General features: G+C 57.0%; 15 protein-coding genes. 5 read left to right on the top strand and 10 right to left on the bottom strand.

Going from position 1 to position 15,974, the window contains the following annotated elements; all coding sequences use genetic code 11:
• Positions 1 to 14: 14 nt before the first annotated feature.
• The 6 genes from VRY85_RS12930 to VRY85_RS12905 all read right to left on the bottom strand — a co-directional run bounded on the left by VRY85_RS12930 (position 15) and on the right by VRY85_RS12905 (position 5,583).
• Positions 15 to 773: an IclR family transcriptional regulator gene (locus VRY85_RS12930; protein WP_414599013.1), complete on the bottom strand. Its 759-nt coding sequence runs from the start codon at positions 771 to 773 to the stop codon at positions 15 to 17.
• Positions 774 to 909: 136 nt separating this feature from the next.
• Positions 910 to 2,415 carry a tripartite tricarboxylate transporter permease gene (locus VRY85_RS12925; RefSeq protein WP_414599012.1) on the bottom strand — a complete coding sequence of 502 codons (1,506 nt, stop codon included), beginning with the start codon at positions 2,413 to 2,415 and terminating at the stop codon, positions 910 to 912.
• 20 nt (positions 2,416 to 2,435) lie between these two features.
• Positions 2,436 to 2,894, bottom strand: coding sequence for a tripartite tricarboxylate transporter TctB family protein (locus VRY85_RS12920; protein WP_414599081.1), 459 nt, complete (start codon positions 2,892 to 2,894; stop codon positions 2,436 to 2,438).
• A gap of 86 nt (positions 2,895 to 2,980) precedes the next feature.
• A complete protein-coding gene (locus VRY85_RS12915) occupies positions 2,981 to 4,402 on the bottom strand; it encodes an ATP-binding protein (RefSeq protein WP_414599011.1) in 1,422 nt (473 codons plus the stop codon).
• Positions 4,392 to 5,120, bottom strand: a complete 729-nt coding sequence (locus tag VRY85_RS12910) for a response regulator transcription factor (RefSeq protein WP_414599080.1) — start codon at positions 5,118 to 5,120, stop codon at positions 4,392 to 4,394. The genes VRY85_RS12915 and VRY85_RS12910 overlap by 11 nt, the downstream gene beginning before the upstream one ends.
• 181 nt (positions 5,121 to 5,301) lie before the next feature.
• Positions 5,302 to 5,583, bottom strand: a complete 282-nt coding sequence (locus tag VRY85_RS12905) for a peptidylprolyl isomerase (protein ID WP_414599010.1) — start codon at positions 5,581 to 5,583, stop codon at positions 5,302 to 5,304.
• Positions 5,584 to 5,719: 136 nt separating this feature from the next.
• On the opposite strand from VRY85_RS12905, the gene VRY85_RS12900 reads away from it, so the two are divergent.
• Complete coding sequence (locus VRY85_RS12900; RefSeq protein ID WP_414599009.1) at positions 5,720 to 6,274, top strand: hypothetical protein; 555 nt, start codon at positions 5,720 to 5,722, stop codon at positions 6,272 to 6,274.
• A 52-nt stretch (positions 6,275 to 6,326) separates the two neighbouring features.
• Here VRY85_RS12900 and VRY85_RS12895 read toward each other — a convergent pair whose 3' ends face one another.
• The 3 genes from VRY85_RS12895 to VRY85_RS12885 form a co-directional block, all read right to left on the bottom strand.
• Positions 6,327 to 7,178, bottom strand: a complete 852-nt coding sequence (locus VRY85_RS12895) for an EcsC family protein (protein ID WP_414599008.1) — start codon at positions 7,176 to 7,178, stop codon at positions 6,327 to 6,329.
• A 74-nt stretch (positions 7,179 to 7,252) separates the two neighbouring features.
• Positions 7,253 to 7,690 carry a hypothetical protein gene (locus VRY85_RS12890; RefSeq protein ID WP_414599007.1) on the bottom strand — a complete coding sequence of 146 codons (438 nt, stop codon included), beginning with the start codon at positions 7,688 to 7,690 and terminating at the stop codon, positions 7,253 to 7,255.
• A 77-nt stretch (positions 7,691 to 7,767) separates the two neighbouring features.
• On the bottom strand, positions 7,768 to 8,967 hold the full coding sequence (locus tag VRY85_RS12885) for a CaiB/BaiF CoA transferase family protein (RefSeq protein ID WP_414599006.1): 1,200 nt from the start codon (positions 8,965 to 8,967) through the stop codon (positions 7,768 to 7,770).
• Between the two features lie 237 nt (positions 8,968 to 9,204).
• Here VRY85_RS12885 and VRY85_RS12880 point away from each other — a divergent pair, with 237 nt between their 5' ends.
• On the top strand, positions 9,205 to 10,800 hold the full coding sequence (locus tag VRY85_RS12880; RefSeq protein WP_414599005.1) for an FMN-binding glutamate synthase family protein: 1,596 nt from the start codon (positions 9,205 to 9,207) through the stop codon (positions 10,798 to 10,800).
• A 50-nt stretch (positions 10,801 to 10,850) separates the two neighbouring features.
• Here the strand turns inward: VRY85_RS12880 and VRY85_RS12875 are convergent, their stop codons facing one another.
• Positions 10,851 to 12,545 (bottom strand): methyl-accepting chemotaxis protein, encoded by a 1,695-nt coding sequence (locus VRY85_RS12875; RefSeq protein WP_414599004.1) that lies wholly within the window; start codon positions 12,543 to 12,545, stop codon positions 10,851 to 10,853.
• Positions 12,546 to 12,796: 251 nt separating this feature from the next.
• Here VRY85_RS12875 and VRY85_RS12870 point away from each other — a divergent pair, with 251 nt between their 5' ends.
• The 3 genes from VRY85_RS12870 to VRY85_RS12860 all read left to right on the top strand — a co-directional run bounded on the left by VRY85_RS12870 (position 12,797) and on the right by VRY85_RS12860 (position 15,943).
• On the top strand, positions 12,797 to 13,699 hold the full coding sequence (locus VRY85_RS12870) for a spermidine synthase (protein ID WP_414599003.1): 903 nt from the start codon (positions 12,797 to 12,799) through the stop codon (positions 13,697 to 13,699).
• A gap of 62 nt (positions 13,700 to 13,761) precedes the next feature.
• Complete coding sequence (locus tag VRY85_RS12865; protein ID WP_414599002.1) at positions 13,762 to 14,727, top strand: 2-hydroxyacid dehydrogenase; 966 nt, start codon at positions 13,762 to 13,764, stop codon at positions 14,725 to 14,727.
• Between the two features lie 79 nt (positions 14,728 to 14,806).
• Positions 14,807 to 15,943: an aminotransferase class V-fold PLP-dependent enzyme gene (locus VRY85_RS12860; RefSeq protein WP_414599001.1), complete on the top strand. Its 1,137-nt coding sequence runs from the start codon at positions 14,807 to 14,809 to the stop codon at positions 15,941 to 15,943.
• Positions 15,944 to 15,974 lie beyond the last annotated feature (31 nt).

Here is a 15,974-nt window from a genome sequence, read left to right as displayed (position 1 = left end):
CGGTATTGTTCGAACTATTGGCGCTGCATCATGGTCTGACACGCCATTCGCAATTGCCGCGCCAGTTGTTCGATGCACGGCTCGATCCTGTAGAGAGGGCCAGCGATAGAGACTGCATAATCACCCCCAGTCATGTTGAGCGGCCATGCAATGGCCCCAACATCAGGAATGGATTCGCCCAGGTTCTGGAACCATCCGCGTTCCTGCGATAGGGCGATTTCTTCTTCCAGCTCCTCACGAGTAACCACTGTGCGTTCATTGAGGCGTTCGAGCTTGCGGTGGGTCAGCAGCTTATTTCTTTCTTCTTCATTCAGAAGTGAGAGTAACGCTTTTCCTAGGGAATTGCTGTGCGGGTGTCTCTGAGTCCCGGGGTCGGCAATGTAGCTGATGGGGTTGAGGGAAGGTATCACTTCCAGATAGATGACTTCGCCGGTGGGGGCTAGCTTGCCAAGCACGACGGTTTCCAAGACGGCATCTCGAAGGGCTGTCAGCGTGGGACCGACCCTTTCCAGTATTGGATCAGAGCGAGCGATGCGCTGAGCCATAGCGAGCAGCCGTCCCGTGGGGTAATAGCCCTGGCGGCGTGCTGTTTCATACAAGTAACCGAGGCTGCTGAGTGTGCGTATCAGACCCAGGCAGCTCGACACGGGCGCATCGAGTTGGCGGGCGAGCTCGGTCAGCGACAGAGGCTTGCCTTCGCGGGCGAAGATTTCGATGATTTCGATCACCCGAAGGGCGGTCTTTACATTGGATTCGTTTTTTTTCGCGGGCATTCTGGTACTGCAAGCAGTCTTGGGAACACTTTAATGTAACCTACCGAACCAATGCTGAACCGTCCATGGGGCCTCAGAAGGAAAAAAGAATGGCCGGACAGGCCGGCCATTCTTAACAGCGTAAAGCGGGGACGAATCAACCTTCTTCGACAAAGGCCTCTTCACGCTTCGCCTTGACTGAAGGCAGGGCGACCAGTACGACTAGTACGGCGGCCATAACCAGCAGGGTGAGCGACAGCGGGCGGGTCACAAAGGTGGAGTAGTCACCACGCGCCAGCAATAGGGCGCGCCGGAAGTTTTCTTCCATCATGGGCCCAAGCACCAGGCCAAGCAGCAACGGCGCTCCTTCGCACTTCAGCTTGACCCAGATATAGCCAATTAAACCGAAAGCGGCCGTGACCCAGATGTCGAACACGTTGTAGTTCAGGGAATAGACCCCGATCGTGCAGAACACCAGAATCGCTGGGAACAGAATGCGATACGGCACGGTGAGCAGTTTTACCCACAGCCCGATCAGGGGCAGGTTCAGCACCACCAGCATCAGGTTACCGATCCACATGGACACAATCAGGCCCCAGAAGAGTTCCGGGTGACTGCTCATGACTTGCGGGCCGGGCTGAATGTTGTGAATCGTCATGGCGCCAATCATCAGGGCGGTCACGGCGTTGCCGGGAATACCCAGGGTGAGCAGCGGGATGAACGACGCCTGCGAACCGGAGTTGTTGGCGGATTCTGGGCCTGCCACGCCGGCGGGGTGGCCCTTGCCGAAACGCTCAGGTTCCTTGGAGAGCTTCTTTTCCAGGGTGTAGGAAGCGAAGGATGACAGAACCGCACCACCGCCGGGCAGAATACCCAGAGCAGAGCCCAGAGCCGTACCACGTACCACCGCAGGCCAAGCTTCCTTGAATTCCTGTTTGTTGGGGTAGAGCTTGCCGACCTTGTCGGTCAGGTCTACACGCTGGTCACGCAGTTCCAGGTTGGTCATGATTTCGGAGAAACCGAACACGCCCATGGCCACGACGGCGAAGTCGATACCATCTTGCAGCTCAGGAATACCGAAGTCGTAGCGAGCTACGCCGGAGTTCACGTCGGTACCAACCATGCCCAGCAGCAGCCCCAGGAAGATCATGCAGATGGCCTTGGGCAGCGAACCCGAAGCCAGCACCACAGCACCGATCAGGCCCAGCACCATGAGCGAGAAGTACTCAGCGGGGCCGAACTTAAAGGCTAGTTCCGCCAGAGGAGGTGCAAAGCCGGCAATCAGGAAGGTGGTGACGCAGCCGGCGAAGAAAGAACCGAGCGCGGCGATTGCCAATGCCGCTCCGGCTCTACCGTTACGCGCCATCTGGTGCCCATCGAGGACGGTCACCACGGCGGATGTTTCACCCGGTAGCGCCACCAGAATGGCGGTGGTAGAGCCCCCATAAGCGGCGCCGTAGTAAATACCGGCAAGCATAATCAAGCCGGCGGTGGGCGGCAGCACATAGGTAATGGGCAGCAGCATGGCGATGGTGGGTACAGGGCCAATGCCCGGTAGTACACCGATCAGGGTGCCCAGCAAGCACCCTAGCAGACAGTAAGCCAGGTTTTCCAAGGTCAAAGCGACCGAGAAACCTAGTATCAGGTTATCGAATAATTCCATTTTCTTTCAGTGCTCCTCGGTTAACCCATGAAGCTGGGCCACAGCGGGAAGATCAGACCCAGCCCTTTGATGAACGCGGCCCATACAAAGAGCACAAGACACAAGGCCGTGATGGCAGCGACTTTCCAGTTGAAAACGTGGCTGGCGAAACTGCTGAGGAATACCAGCAGGAAGACGCTGATATACACGCCCAGGTAGTTCATCAACAGTCCGCAAAGGACCACACTGCCCAACAAGATGAACATGATGGGAAAGTCGAACCTTTCAACCTTGGTTTCTTCAGCCTTTTTAGACGTTGCGCCTAGAGCGACGAAAGCCCCCAGCAGAGCCAGGCAGGTTCCCAACCAGAATGGGAAATAGCCGGGACCCATGCGGGCGGCAGTGCCCATGGAATATTTGGTTGCGCCCAGTGCGAAACCGACTCCTATGAGCACAAACATAATGCCGGACCAGAAGTCCTGCTGATTTTTAATTCTGATATTCACCAGATGCCTCCTTATTTCAAAGCATCTGGAATAGTAGGAGAGGAGCCGCGCTTATAACGGGTGGTTTTATTACCAACACATTACCGTTCGGTAATGTTCGGCAGAAGCAGATCGACGGCCAAGCCAGGGGCGGCGTCGCGGAATTCGACGCGGCCGCCATGCAATGCAGCAATGGCGCATACTGAAGCCAGGCCTAGCCCAAAGCCCTGAGCATCGGATTCCAGGCGGTGAAAGCGGGTTCCCAGCTTATCCAAGTGTTCAGGGGGCACGCCTGTTCCGTTATCTCTGACGGTTATACAGGCCATGTCGTTTTTACGCGTTGCGCTCAATTCGATATGTGACCCTGGGCCTGCATATTTAAAGGCGTTGTCCACCAGATTAGTGATGGCGCTAGCGAGCAAATCGGCATCGGCCTGTACGAAAACGGCTTCTGCGCGGTGGCTCAGGGATATGGCGCTTTCACTTGCAACCGGCTCGTAAAGCTCGAAAACATCATCGATCAGGGACTGGAGGGCAATCACGGAAAACCCTTGGCGTTGCAAGCCGGACTCCGCTTCGGCGATCAGCAGCAGCTTTTCGGAAACGCTGATGAGTTCCATGATTTCGGCGGATGCGGCATCGATGGCAGCAACCAGTTTTTCAGGGTCCTGATTGTCGTTAGTACGAGCTTTTTCCAGCCGCCCCAGTACACGCGCAAGCGGGGTGCGCAAGTTGTGTGCAATCGAGTCCGATACATTCTGAACACCCGTCATGAGTGTTTCAATGCGATCAAGCATGTAGTTGATGTCGTATCGTAATTGCACGAACTCATCAATTTCAGTTGAATCAGGAACGCGCCGGGTGAGTTCGCCCGTGCCCACGCGCAGTGCGGTGTCGCGTATCGCCTGCACACGATGCCGCAGTTCGCGCCGGAAGATGGTGGTGCCGATGATGACAAGAAACAAGGCGACCAGCGTGGCAGCGATTACGGCATTGCCGATCAGCGCCTGAATTTCCCGCATGTCTGCGATGTCTCGGCCTACGATGAGCGTGCTGCCGTCTTGGAGTTGACGCAGGGTGAGCAAGCCGGTGACAGGCATGCCTTGACGCAGAACATTCAGCAAAATGGGGCTTGTGGTTTCCTCTAGGAGCTCTAAGGGAGAAGCCGCTTCATCCGCTTCTTCAAGAAAAATGAGCTCGAGGTTACCCACCAGGCGTAGACCTGAAGACGTTGACAGCAAATACATTTCGGTATCGATGTCGGTCTGGTCAGACAGTAATTGTTCGATTTCTCGTTGTAAGGCGACCAGCCCCTGTGACTCATAATGGGCGCTCAGTCGGGAGGCGGCCAGCGTCACTTGCCGGGAAAACTGTATCTGTAAGAGGTCGACAATCTTACCGTAGGCAAAAATCAGTAAGAAGGCAGTGGTGCCGACAGCCAGCAGGCTGTAATTCAGGGTGAGCCGGAAAGCGACGGAACCCCATAGGCGTCGCCATTCTGTCAGAACCCGGTTAAACCACATGTATGCCGTCGCCCGCGGGCGTGTTGGTATTGCCGTCGGGGTGGGTGGAAAAGCGGTAACCGACGCCACGGACAGTGTGGATCAGTTGGGGCGTGAAGCCGTCGTCGATCTTCTGGCGCAGGCGGCTGACTGTGGCGTCAATCACATTGGTCTGGGGGTTGAACTGGTAGCCCCAGACGGCGCCCAGCAGCATGGCACGGGTCAATGCCTGTTCAGGGTGAGTCATCATATAGGCTAGCAGGCGGCATTCGCGCGGCTGCAGCGTAAGCACTTTGCCGCTGCGCGTCACGCGCGGAACGGTCAAGTCGTAGCGCAGGTCGGCGTACTCAAGCACCCGTTCGGTGCGGCTGCTTTTAGAACGGCGCACCAGTGCTTCAGCGCGAGTCAGCAGCTCGATCAGTGCAAAAGGCTTGGTCAGGTAGTCATCACCCCCCAGCTTCAGGCCTTTCACGCGCTCATCCAGCGCCGTGAGGGCGCTCAACACAATAACGGGCGTTTTGATACCCACTGCGCGCAATTTGGTGAGAATGGATAAGCCATCCACCTGATTGGGCAGCATGCGGTCCAGAATGATGAGGTCCCACGGCTCAGTAGAGGCGCGGTGCAAACCTTCAACCCCATCGTGGCAGATTACGGGCCAATGTCCGAGTTCACGAAAACCGTCCGCGATGTAATGAGCGTTCTCGCGGTCATCTTCGATGATGAGGCAATTCCACATCACAGTCGCTTTCTCCTTCAAGAATGAAGCGGTCGGTTAGAAGGTAGTGTAGCAACAGGGGGAAAAAAGTCGCTTGCAGGCAGGGGGTGTGCACATTGTGGGTGCTCAGGCAGTGGTTGGCCTGCTTGGGGTCACGCCTGGGTGACGCTTGGCGGCCCAGGCGTGAACGGCCCGCTAGGGGTTAGTCCTGGCGTTCGGTTACTTCCACCAAGTGGTAACCGAACTGGGTTTTCACTGGGCCTTGGACAACACCGATGGGTGCGCTAAACACCACTTCGTCGAATTCGCGAACCATTTCGCCGCGACCAAAGGTGCCCAGAGCACCGCCGTCGCGGCTGGAGGGGCAACTGGAATTCTCTTTTGCGACTTGGGCAAAGTCAGCGCCGTTTTCAATGGCTTGTTTCAGCTCATTGCACTTGGCTTCAGAGTCGACGAGGATGTGACGGGCAGAGGCTCGTGCCATGGGGAATGCTCCTGAATAGTAGAGGCGACAGGTTAACGCAATTTGCTATGACTCGGCATGCAAGCGGCTTGCCTGCGGTAAAAAACACCGGCGATCCGCCGTTAACACGTTTATATGGGTTAGACAGGTGGTTGCCATGACTCGAATCGATAATGCGGTATCAGCCGCTAATGAAGGCGCACACAGTGGCCCACTACAACGATCAGTGGCTGCAGTGACCAAAGTGCAAGTGCTGCAAAGTGGTGGCGAAGGGGCGCAGGGAAAGGAGCGCCTGGTGGACACAAGAACAGGGGCCGAGACAGCCACTGATGCCCAGGGTCCGGCAGGTGTGCATGTGGATTTATCCGGAGCAGGCAAAGCTATGGCTTTGGGCGGCGGTACAACGCAAAGTGCTGACCCTAATGCCGATATTGATGAGGCTGATTTACCGGACGTCATCAAAAGCCTGCTCAAGCGTATCCGCGAAATCCGCGAAGAGCTCCGTCAGAAACAAGAGGAATTGCGTAAGGCTATGGCCGATTCCACCATGCGTCCCGACCAGCGCAAGATGAAAATCGCCATGCTGCAGTCTGAAGTGATGGCCTTGTCATCGGCGTTGGTCGCGGCTTCTCAAGCGCTCAATAAGTTAATGACTGAACTTGAGCTTTCCATGGATCAGGCTGCCGCGGTAGGTCAGTTGATGATGGCCTGAGTCAGTTGCCTCAGGCAAGTGGCGCACTTGGGGTTTTTTCTTGGCATGAAACTTACGACGAACGGTTAAGCCGTTCTTGCACCGCCTTATAGGCGTCCCTGATCACTGCTTCGCCGTATTTTTCTTCCAGCCGCCGAATCGCAAAGTGGCCGCGCGCCATGTCTTGGTAGTGCGAGATAAACATGGCATTGATGGCCGCGCCACTGGCGGCGCCCAATACGGGGGCGGCTTGCAGTGCCAATTTTTCTGTGACTTTGACGCCGAAGCGTTGCGCTACGGCTTCGATAATTTGTGCCAGCCAGGCAGCAGCTTGGCCACTGGGTAATTGCATGCCCTGGGCCGCCATGCCCGCACTATGGTGAGCGGCGCTTTCAGCTAGCAAACGGCTGGTTTCACGGGCCAATTCATTAAGTCCCACGCGGGCGGCGTAATAAGCGGAATCGGCGGCATCGTCGTCGGGGCTGCGACCGCCCAGCGCAAACACCTGAACGCATTCCGCCTGTATCAGAGGGTCTTTAACGGAAAAGCCTTCACTGCGTGCGATATCGGCGACCGAGCGCATGATGAGCGTTGTGGTGATGGGGAGCTCAATGAGGGTGCCTTTGAGGCCGAAGAAGCCGCCTACTGCGCCGGATGCCGCCACCATTGCTGTATGCGTTTTGGGGCGCGCGGCTGCTGTGGACGTGTCGTCCATGGTGCGTAGCGCGCCGCCGACGGCTTTTTGCAAAGCCACCTTTATCGCTTTCTGAACTTTATCCGCAGTTGAGCCTGGCAGCTTTTTCATCGCCCATTCAACCGGCGTACCAACCAGGTTGGCAATCCGTATGGTGAGTGAAGGTGACTCAAGCAGGGCGACTGCCTTGGTCAAGGTTTCAAGGTCTTCCGGTGAATCAAGGGGAATCATGCTGTATTTCGTTTAAGGCCGATGATGGGCACAGGCATCCAGCATAATCCTGTCGCGCCTTTACCGCTATACGCTTAACGTAGGAAGAAGCCTCCGACACGGCCATTCTGCACATTCAGTGTGGCGAGAAGGTCGTCGCCCTGGTCTTTGAAGCTGACTTTCCATACCGAGATGTCCAGCCCCTGTTGTTGCAGGTTGCCTAAATGCTGCACGGTGTAGCCCTTCTGCAGGCGGGGAGCAACGGTTTGCGCCACTTGCGTAAATTGCGACTCGTCTAATGACGCAAAGGCGGGCGTGCCTTGACTCACAAAGCCGGCGTAATCATTTTGAGCGATGGATTGCAGGAGTTGCTGCATAATGGGTTGGTCGGTGGCGCCACCCGGTAAAGCGTTCTGCGCGATGGCTGTATGGCTGAATGCAAAGCCTATAAGCATGATCAGCCTGGCTAGCCAGGCAAACAGTTTCCTACGAGACGCGTCGAGTGTAAAAGCGGCGGAATTGAACCTCAACATGGTGAAAGCTCCTTAGCTAAGTGAACCGGTCTGCCGTATGCGGCAGTATGATTCCAAGCAGCAAGCCTCGTACCACTTCATGCAATGATGCCGCGGGCGCGCAGATCTGCCAGCGTTTCGGCATCAAAGCCGGCCTCCGTCAGCACTGCGTCGGTATGTTCTCCTAATGTAGGCGCACGGTGGCTGATGCCTCCCGGTGTTTCGGATAGCACGGGGAAAACAGCCGGCATTTCCACTTCTATACCGCTGGCGGCTTGTAAACGGGCAATGGCGCCGCGCTCGCGGTAGTGGGGTTCTGTAGCGATTTCGCGGATGGAGTAGATGCGGCCTGAAGGCACGCTGGCTGCTTTCAGCTTGTCGAGCATGGCGTCAATATCGGTCTGAGCGCGTGTCCAAGCCTCAATGGCTGCGTCGATTTCCTCTACTCGGGCGACCCGGCCATCGTTGTGCGCCAGGGCGGGGTCATTCGCGAGGTCTTCACGTTCTATGCAATGCATGAGCCGCTGAAAGATAGCGTCGCCGTTACCCGCAATCAATATATGGCTGCCATCGTGGCACTGATAGGCATTAGAGGGGGCGATGCCGGGAAGGGCAGCGCCGGCAGGTTCGCGCACTACGCCAAAGACGGAATATTCCGGCAGCAGGCTTTCGGTCAGGTTGAACAGGCCTTCGTAAAGCGCGGCGTCAATCATCTGGCCTTTGCCGCCACGTGCATCACGTTGATACAACGCCAGTAACACGCCCAGCGCGCCATGCAAACCCGCAATGGTGTCGCCCAGAGAAAGCCCTGCGCGCACGGGAGCGCGCCCTGGCTCACCGTTCAGGTAGCGTAAGCCTGCGAAGGCTTCCCCAACGGCAGCAAACCCCGGTTCTTGAGCACGGGGGCCGTTCTGGCCGTAACCGGATACGCGCAGCATGATGAGGCGGGGGTTAAGTTCGTGCAGGGTTTCCCAAGACAAGCCCCATTTTTCCATGGTGCCAGGCCGGAAGTTCTCGATCAGGACGTCGGCCTCTTGCGCCAGCCGACGAATAAGGGCCTGCCCTTCGGGTTGGCGCAAATCCACACAGACTGATTTCTTGCTGCGCGATTGGGCCTCCCACCACACAGACGTGCCTTCATGTAGTAAACGCCACTTCCGTAGCGGGTCGCCGGTGCGTGGAGGTTCGACTTTGATGACCTCTGCGCCAAAGTCAGCCAACGTCTTCGCGGCGAAGGGGCCGGCGATCAGTTGCCCGAGCTCAATGATCCGAATACCGGAAAGGATCTGTTTGGACATGGTTGTATGTACTCCTCTGGATTAATTGAATGGTACAGCGCCCGGAACGTTGACTGATGTTTACCATCTGATACCTTCTTAAGATGGTGCTAAGCAAGTCTGCGCGTTGCATGTAACGGTGGGTTGAAGGGCTGCAGCGTTGTAAAGGCTCGCGACGGCGTTGGCGATTGCAGCGCTTATGATTAAGCGCTGAAGAACTGAACGTTTGTCCTCGTTCACGTACAGGAGTGCTGTTCAATGTTTGCATTGCGTTATCTGGTGTTTGTGGCCTGTGGTCTGGCGCTCTTGGTGGCCTTGCTTGGAACGGGATTATGGAACTGGCATTGGGGCTTTGTTGTACCGCCTGCCTTGTTGACGGCACTAGGTGTGCATGATGTCTTGCAGCGCAGGCATGCCGTCTTGCGTAACTACCCCATCATCGGTCATCTGCGCTACCTGATCGAAACTGTCAGGCCGGAAATCCAGCAGTATTTGGTGGATTCCGACACCGACGAGGTGCCGTTTGCGCGCTTGCAGCGCAGCGTGGTCTATCAGCGTGCCAAAGGCGAACCCGACGGCCGCTCTTTTGGCACCAAGCTGGAACTGCAAGAAGCCGGTTACGAATGGGTGAACCACTCCATGTCGCCTTCGCAACTGGAAAGCCAGGATTTCCGTATTCCGGTGGGGCAGGGTCGAAAGAAGCCGTATGCCTTGTCGGTATTCAATATTTCAGGAATGAGTTTTGGCGCCTTATCGGCCAACGCCATCATGGCGCTGAACAAAGGCGCTCAAATGGGCGGGTTTGCGCATGATACGGGCGAAGGTTCAGTGTCTCCCTACCATTTGCAAGGGGGCGATCTGATCTGGCAACTGGGGTCGGGTTATTTTGGCTGCCGTGATGAGAACGGGAAATTCGACCCCGAGCGCTTTGCCGCGACAGCCGCCAATGAACACATCAAAATGATAGAGATCAAGCTGTCACAGGGGGCTAAGCCCGGGCATGGCGGCATTCTTCCAGCGGCCAAGATCACCCCGGAAATTTCGCGCACGCGCGGGGTGCCCATGGGGGTGGATTGCGTTTCTCCTTCCTCGCACTCGGAGTTTTCTACGCCTAAGGAACTGCTCGCTTTCATTGAGCGCTTGCGTGAACTTTCCGGCGACAAACCAGTTGGCTTCAAGCTGTGTATCGGCCACCCCTGGGAATTCATGAGTCTGGCCAAGGCCATGCATGAAACCGGTATTCTGCCTGACTTCATCGTGGTTGATGGGGCTGAAGGGGGAACGGGGGCAGCGCCGGTGGAGTTCACTGACCACGTGGGCGCGCCGCTGCAAGAAGGCTTGCTGTTGGTGCATAACACGCTGGTGGGCGTGGGTTTGCGCGACCAGATAAAAATTGGCGCCAGCGGCAAAATCATCACGGCTTTTGATATTGCCAAGACGTTGGCCCTGGGTGCAGATTATTGCAACAGCGCGCGCGGCTTCATGTTTGCCGTGGGCTGTATTCAAGCCGGTGTTTGCGGAACCGGCCGCTGCCCGACCGGAGTGGCGACACAAGACCCGCAGCGCCAGCGCGCCATCGACGTTGGCGACAAGTCGCAGCGCGTGGCTAATTTTCATCGCAACACGATGCATGCCTTGAAGGAACTGGTGCAGGCGACCGGCCTGCTCCACCCATCGGAATTCAGGCCGGATCACATTCTGCGGCGTTTATCGCGAGACGAAGCCAAGCCGATCTCGATGATTTTGACCTATCTTGAACCCGGCGACCTGCTTGCGGGCAAGCTGGGGCACCCCGTCTATGAGCGTTACTGGAACCGGGTGAGCAGTGACTCGTTCGGGCTGATCCGACCTTAGGGGAGTAATGTGCTGGCCACTTTGTGGCTGGCCGGCACACCGACACGGAGTTAGTAGCCGTGGTTAGGCAGACGGAAACGAGAGACTTCGCCAGACAGGCGTTCGGCGAGGTCGCCCATGGCGGCGGCCGTGGCGGCGGTTTCTTCCACCATGGCGGCATTTTGCTGAGTCATGCTATCCAGTTCTGCCAGCGCCTGGCTGACTTCTGAAATACCGACGGTCTGTTCCTGAGCCCCGGTCGAGATTTCCTTCAAGAGCTGGTTGACCCGTTCTGAAGAGGTCAGGACATCTTTGATGGCGTTCTCTGACTTCAGCACAATGTTGCGGCCGGTTTCCACTTGCTTGACGCTTTCGGCGATCAGGTCGGAGATCTCGCCTGAAGCCTGCGAGGAACGCTGAGCCAATGCCCGTACTTCGCCCGCAACCACTGCAAAACCGCGCCCGGCCTCGCCGCTGCGGGCGGCTTCGACGGCCGCATTCAGCGCCAAGATATTGGTTTGGAAGGCGATGCTGTCCATGGTGGACACAATGTCTTGGATTTTGTCGGAGGTCTGACTGATGGTCTGCATGGTTCTGACCATTTCCTGCATGACCTGCATGCTGTGCGTAGCGGCTTCGGCATTGTCGCGAGCAAGGCGGCTGCCCTCTTCAGTATTGGCTGCCGTGTGTGCAGCCGTCGACTGAATTTCTTCCATGGCGGACGCGGACTCCGTCAGGTTGCTGGCCGTATGTTCGGTACGGGATGCCAGGTCGTTAGCCGCATGGCCGACCTCACGCACGGAGTGGGCGATGTCGGCGCTGCTGGTACGTACTGCAGATACGATGTTTCGCAAAGAGGACTGCATATCGGCAAGGTTGTGCAGGGCGTTGGCGATTTCATCCTTGCCGTAATACGTGATGGTGGTGGTGAGGTCGCCGTCGCGGATGGCTCGGATATTGTTTTGTAAGTCGTTCAGGCAGCGGGTCATGAGCCGATAGAAAGCGACGAACAGATAGGAGGTCAGCAATAGTGCGATGAGAATGACCGAGCCATTGAAGATCAGTTGCTGGCGTGCAGCGATGATGACGTCTTCCATGTAGACGCCGCTGCCCACGACCCAACCCCAGGGCTTGAAAAGCCGTACATAGGAGATTTTTTCTGTGGGTTCGCTTTCCCCCGGGTTCTGCCACAGATAACGGACAAAACCGCCGTTTTCCTGCCCCCCGACCTGAATCATTTCTTGGAAGAATGCACGCCCGTTTGCGTCACGCATCTGGCTGAGATCTTGGCCATTCAAGGCGGGATTCATGGGGTGGGTGACCATTCTTGAGGAGACATTGTGTATCCAAAAGTAATTGGTGGTGTTGTAGCGTAGCTTGTTAACCGTATTTTTCGCCAGTTCTTGCGCTTCTTCGCGCGTAAGCGTGTTGGCCACTTCTTGAGCGTGGAAGTGGGCGAGCATGCCTTGCACGAGTTCAACGTGATGGGCGGTTGCCACCATACGAGCGTCCCAGGCATCGTTATACCGGGCAGTGAGTTGCCACACGATAAGCGCCAACAAGGGGATCACCAGAACAACCCCCATCAGCATGGCCTTGGAGAGAAAGCCGGCACGAGCGAACAGCCATACGCCTGGGCCAAAAAACCCTTTGGTTATATCGGGGGCGCGAAGCTGCGCATCAGTTGCGTTTGCCGCCTGCTTGCGCAAGTTGGAAGCGGGAGCCGTATTGGGCACGATAGGATGAATAACGTTGGAGCGTTCCATGACACGTTGATGTTCGCGAATAGGGCCAGAGAAGGGGAGGAGGGCGACAGAATTGGCCTGCTCCAATAGATGGAAAAAATCGCATCACAAGCCAGAATGTATCAATATATTTTTAAAAGAAACTTGATTTACCCGTACATCTGACAGGTATGGTATTCCCGACGCAGGCAACCTGAACTCGCCATGCGGATCAGTTGGAAAGACGATAAATCGTTTGAACTCAAGGGCCGATTGGTGTTTCAATCAGATCCATGAAAAAGAGAGTTTGGGTTCTGTTTGGTGGCGTTCTGGCTCTGGCGCTGGCGATGGCGGGGCTGGTCGCAAACGATCTCCTCAAAGGCGACGGTTTAGTGCATACGGAGCCTTCAGAGTTTGCGCCTATCGTGGTGTTCGAGGAGCACGGCGAGCGTTGCATGAATTTCAACGAGATCGAGGGCGGGGGGCGTCAAACTTGCATTCAGTTGAATGACCCTGAAAAAATGGTCTTCGAATACACGCGCCTGATGATGTCTGCGCTATTTGTTAATCCTGAGCCAAAGAATGTACTGATCATCGGCCTGGGCGGCGGGACTTTGCCCCAGGCTTTGCACAAGGTGTTGCCTGCGGCCACGATAGACAGTGTCGAAATCGACCCGGCAGTCGTGAAGGTGGCGCAACGTTACTTTGGCTACCAGCTTGGCCCCCGTCAGCGGGTGTTTGTGGAAGACGGCCGCGCGTTTGTTGAACGCGCTTTGCAAGAAGGGCGTCGCTACGACATGGTGATGCTGGACGCTTTTGATGCGGATTACATTCCCGCCCACTTGCTAACGCTGGAGTTTTTTGAGCAGATACGGGGCGTTTTGTCGCCGGATGGTGTCGTGGTGGGTAATTCCTTTGCGCAAAGCCATATGTATGAACGTGAGTCAGCCACTTACGCTGCGGCGTTTGGTGATTTTTTCAACCTACGCGCGGGGCTGGAGGGCAACCGGGTCATCATCGCCACGGTGGGCGAACTGCCGGACGAGAGTGAAGTCCGGCGCAACGCCGCTCTCCTGGCTAAGCGTCTGCGACCCTTTGGTATTGATGCCGAAAGCATTGTCGATGCTTTCATGGTTTATAGTCAGCTGCCTGGCTTGCAGACACCCTTGAGAGACGCCCGCCCGGCCTTGCAATAAGCCATGGCTTGCTGGCGCCGCCGTTGTGTCCCGCCTAGTTCAACTCAACCACAAACCTTGTCATGACTGATTCTCCCCATGTGTTTGTCGCCTGCGATCTTCCAGAAAGCGTACAGGCGTTGTTTGTCGAGCGATTCCAGGCGCGATGCAACGATAAAGGCCGTACGCTGACAGCGCCCGAGCTATTGGAAGGCGTGAAAGGCAAGCGGGCGCTTGTCATCACCGCGACCGATTGCTTAAGCGCAGATATCGTGGCGCAACTGCCGGATACGCTGGAAGTGGTATGCACGTATTCCATTGGCATGGAACATATGGATATTGATGCACTGAAAGCGCGCGGGATTGCCGTGTTGGCCACTCCCGATGTGTTGAGCGAATCTTGTGCAGATACGGCCTTTTTGCTCATGCTAGGGGCTGCCCGCCGCGTGCTGGAAAGCAGTGCATTGCTGCGCAGCGGCGAATGGACGGGCTGGACTCCCCGACAACTGCTGGGGGTGGACGTCTGGGGGCGTCGCCTGGGCATTTTGGGCATGGGCCGTATCGGCCGGGCAATTGCGCAGCGCGCCCGCGGCTTTGGTATGGAAGTGCATTATCACAACCGAAATCGCCTCGCCGAAGCGCTGGAGGCGGGGGCTATCTACCACGACTCCTTGCCCGAGCTGGCAGCGCAGAGCGACTTCTTCTGTATTGCCTGCCCGTCCAGCCCCGCTACGCGCGGCCTGGTGAACACGGCCATCATTTCTCGCTTACCCCCTCAGGCCGTCGTCTGCAATATTGCGCGGGGCGACATCATCGACGATGCCGCGCTGGTGGAGGCGCTGGAATCCGGCGCCATTGCAGCCGCCGGGTTGGATGTGTTCGCAGGTGAACCAGATATCCACCCTGCCTACCGGCGCCTGCCCAATGTTTTCGGCCTGCCGCATATTGGTAGCGCGACCGAAAGCACGCGCCTGGCGATGGGTCGGCTGCTATGTGATGGGCTGCAAGCTTACTTTTCGGGAGCGCAGCCTTCTAACCGAGTGGCGTGACCCGGCTTCTTGTACCGATTGCTCAATCTCGTTGGTCGTTCAATAATCAGCCGTACATGTTCCATTAAAGGAGAACGAGATGCCCGGTCTTTTGCCCGATGTCGATCCCGATGGCTTGCTTGAGTATTCTGTGGTTTATACCGACCGCGCCCTCAACCACATGTCGAAACGCTTCCAGCAAGTGATGAACGACATCAGCCGCACGCTGAAACAGGTCTATAACGCGCAGTCGGCCATTGTTGTTCCGGGTAGCGGCACCTATGGCATGGAAGCGGTTGCCAGGCAGTTCGCCACCGGCAAGCATTGCCTGGTGATACGTAACGGCTGGTTCAGTTTCCGCTGGAGCCAGATCTTCGATATGGGCGGCATTCCGTCCAAGACGACTGTGCTTACCGCCACACAACCCTACAGCGGTCCGCAAGCGCCTTTTGCACCGCCGCCCATTGAGGAAGTCGTAGCCGCCATTCGTGAGCACAAACCCGACCTCGTCTTCGCCGCCCATGTGGAAACCGCTTCAGGCATCATCTTGCCGCCCGACTACCTGCGCGCCGTGGCTGACGCGATTCATGCCGAAGGCGGGCTGTTCGTGTTTGATTGCATTGCCTCCGGTGCCATTTGGGTCGATATGCAGGCAGCCGGCGTGGATATTCTCATCAGCGCTCCGCAAAAGGGCTGGTCCGGCCCGGCTTGTGCCGGTCTGGTCATGCTGAGCGCTCTGGCGCGGCAGCGCATTGACTCCACCACCAGCACCAGCTTCGCTTGCGACCTGCGCAAGTGGCTGCAAATGATGGAAACCTACGAGCAGGGCGGTTTCGCGTATCACGCCACCATGCCCACCGACTCTTTGCTGGTGCTGCGCGATGTCATGGCGCAAGCTGAGGCACGCGGTTTTGAGAACCTGCGTGCGGCTCAGCAGGCGCTCGGCGACCGGGTGCGCGCCATGCTGGCCGAAAAAGGCTTCAAAAGCGTAGCCGCTCCCGGCTTTGAGGCGCCTGGAGTGGTGGTTTGCTATACCGATGACGATGGCATTCAGTCGGCCAGGAAGTTTGCTCAAGTCGGCGTGCAAGCGGCAGCGGGCGTGCCGTTGCAGTGTGGCGAACCGGCCGATTTCAAAACCTTCCGTATTGGCTTGTTCGGCCTGGATAAATGGGCGGATATCGATGCGACCGTCGCCAGGTTGGAAAAGGCCATCGATGAAATTCAGGCGATGGCCTGAGGACTTTAATTACTTTTATGCATAGCGGTCA

The organism is Achromobacter sp. F4_2707 (assembly GCF_047501535.1).
Taxonomy (GTDB): domain Bacteria; phylum Pseudomonadota; class Gammaproteobacteria; order Burkholderiales; family Burkholderiaceae_B; genus Yanghanlia.
This window is presented reverse-complemented; position numbering and strand designations above follow the sequence as displayed.

Coding starts and splice junctions, on each gene's coding strand:
- VRY85_RS12930 (WP_414599013.1), bottom strand. CDS start 773: ATGCCCGCGAAAAAAAACGAATCCAATGTAAAGACCGCCCTTCGGGTG.
- VRY85_RS12925 (WP_414599012.1), bottom strand. CDS start 2,415: ATGGAATTATTCGATAACCTGATACTAGGTTTCTCGGTCGCTTTGACC.
- VRY85_RS12915 (WP_414599011.1), bottom strand. CDS start 4,402: ATGTGGTTTAACCGGGTTCTGACAGAATGGCGACGCCTATGGGGTTCC.
- VRY85_RS12910 (WP_414599080.1), bottom strand. CDS start 5,120: ATGTGGAATTGCCTCATCATCGAAGATGACCGCGAGAACGCTCATTAC.
- VRY85_RS12905 (WP_414599010.1), bottom strand. CDS start 5,583: ATGGCACGAGCCTCTGCCCGTCACATCCTCGTCGACTCTGAAGCCAAG.
- VRY85_RS12900 (WP_414599009.1), top strand. CDS start 5,720: ATGACTCGAATCGATAATGCGGTATCAGCCGCTAATGAAGGCGCACAC.
- VRY85_RS12895 (WP_414599008.1), bottom strand. CDS start 7,178: ATGATTCCCCTTGATTCACCGGAAGACCTTGAAACCTTGACCAAGGCA.
- VRY85_RS12890 (WP_414599007.1), bottom strand. CDS start 7,690: ATGTTGAGGTTCAATTCCGCCGCTTTTACACTCGACGCGTCTCGTAGG.
- VRY85_RS12885 (WP_414599006.1), bottom strand. CDS start 8,967: ATGTCCAAACAGATCCTTTCCGGTATTCGGATCATTGAGCTCGGGCAA.
- VRY85_RS12880 (WP_414599005.1), top strand. CDS start 9,205: ATGTTTGCATTGCGTTATCTGGTGTTTGTGGCCTGTGGTCTGGCGCTC.
- VRY85_RS12875 (WP_414599004.1), bottom strand. CDS start 12,545: ATGGAACGCTCCAACGTTATTCATCCTATCGTGCCCAATACGGCTCCC.
- VRY85_RS12870 (WP_414599003.1), top strand. CDS start 12,797: ATGAAAAAGAGAGTTTGGGTTCTGTTTGGTGGCGTTCTGGCTCTGGCG.
- VRY85_RS12865 (WP_414599002.1), top strand. CDS start 13,762: ATGACTGATTCTCCCCATGTGTTTGTCGCCTGCGATCTTCCAGAAAGC.
- VRY85_RS12860 (WP_414599001.1), top strand. CDS start 14,807: ATGCCCGGTCTTTTGCCCGATGTCGATCCCGATGGCTTGCTTGAGTAT.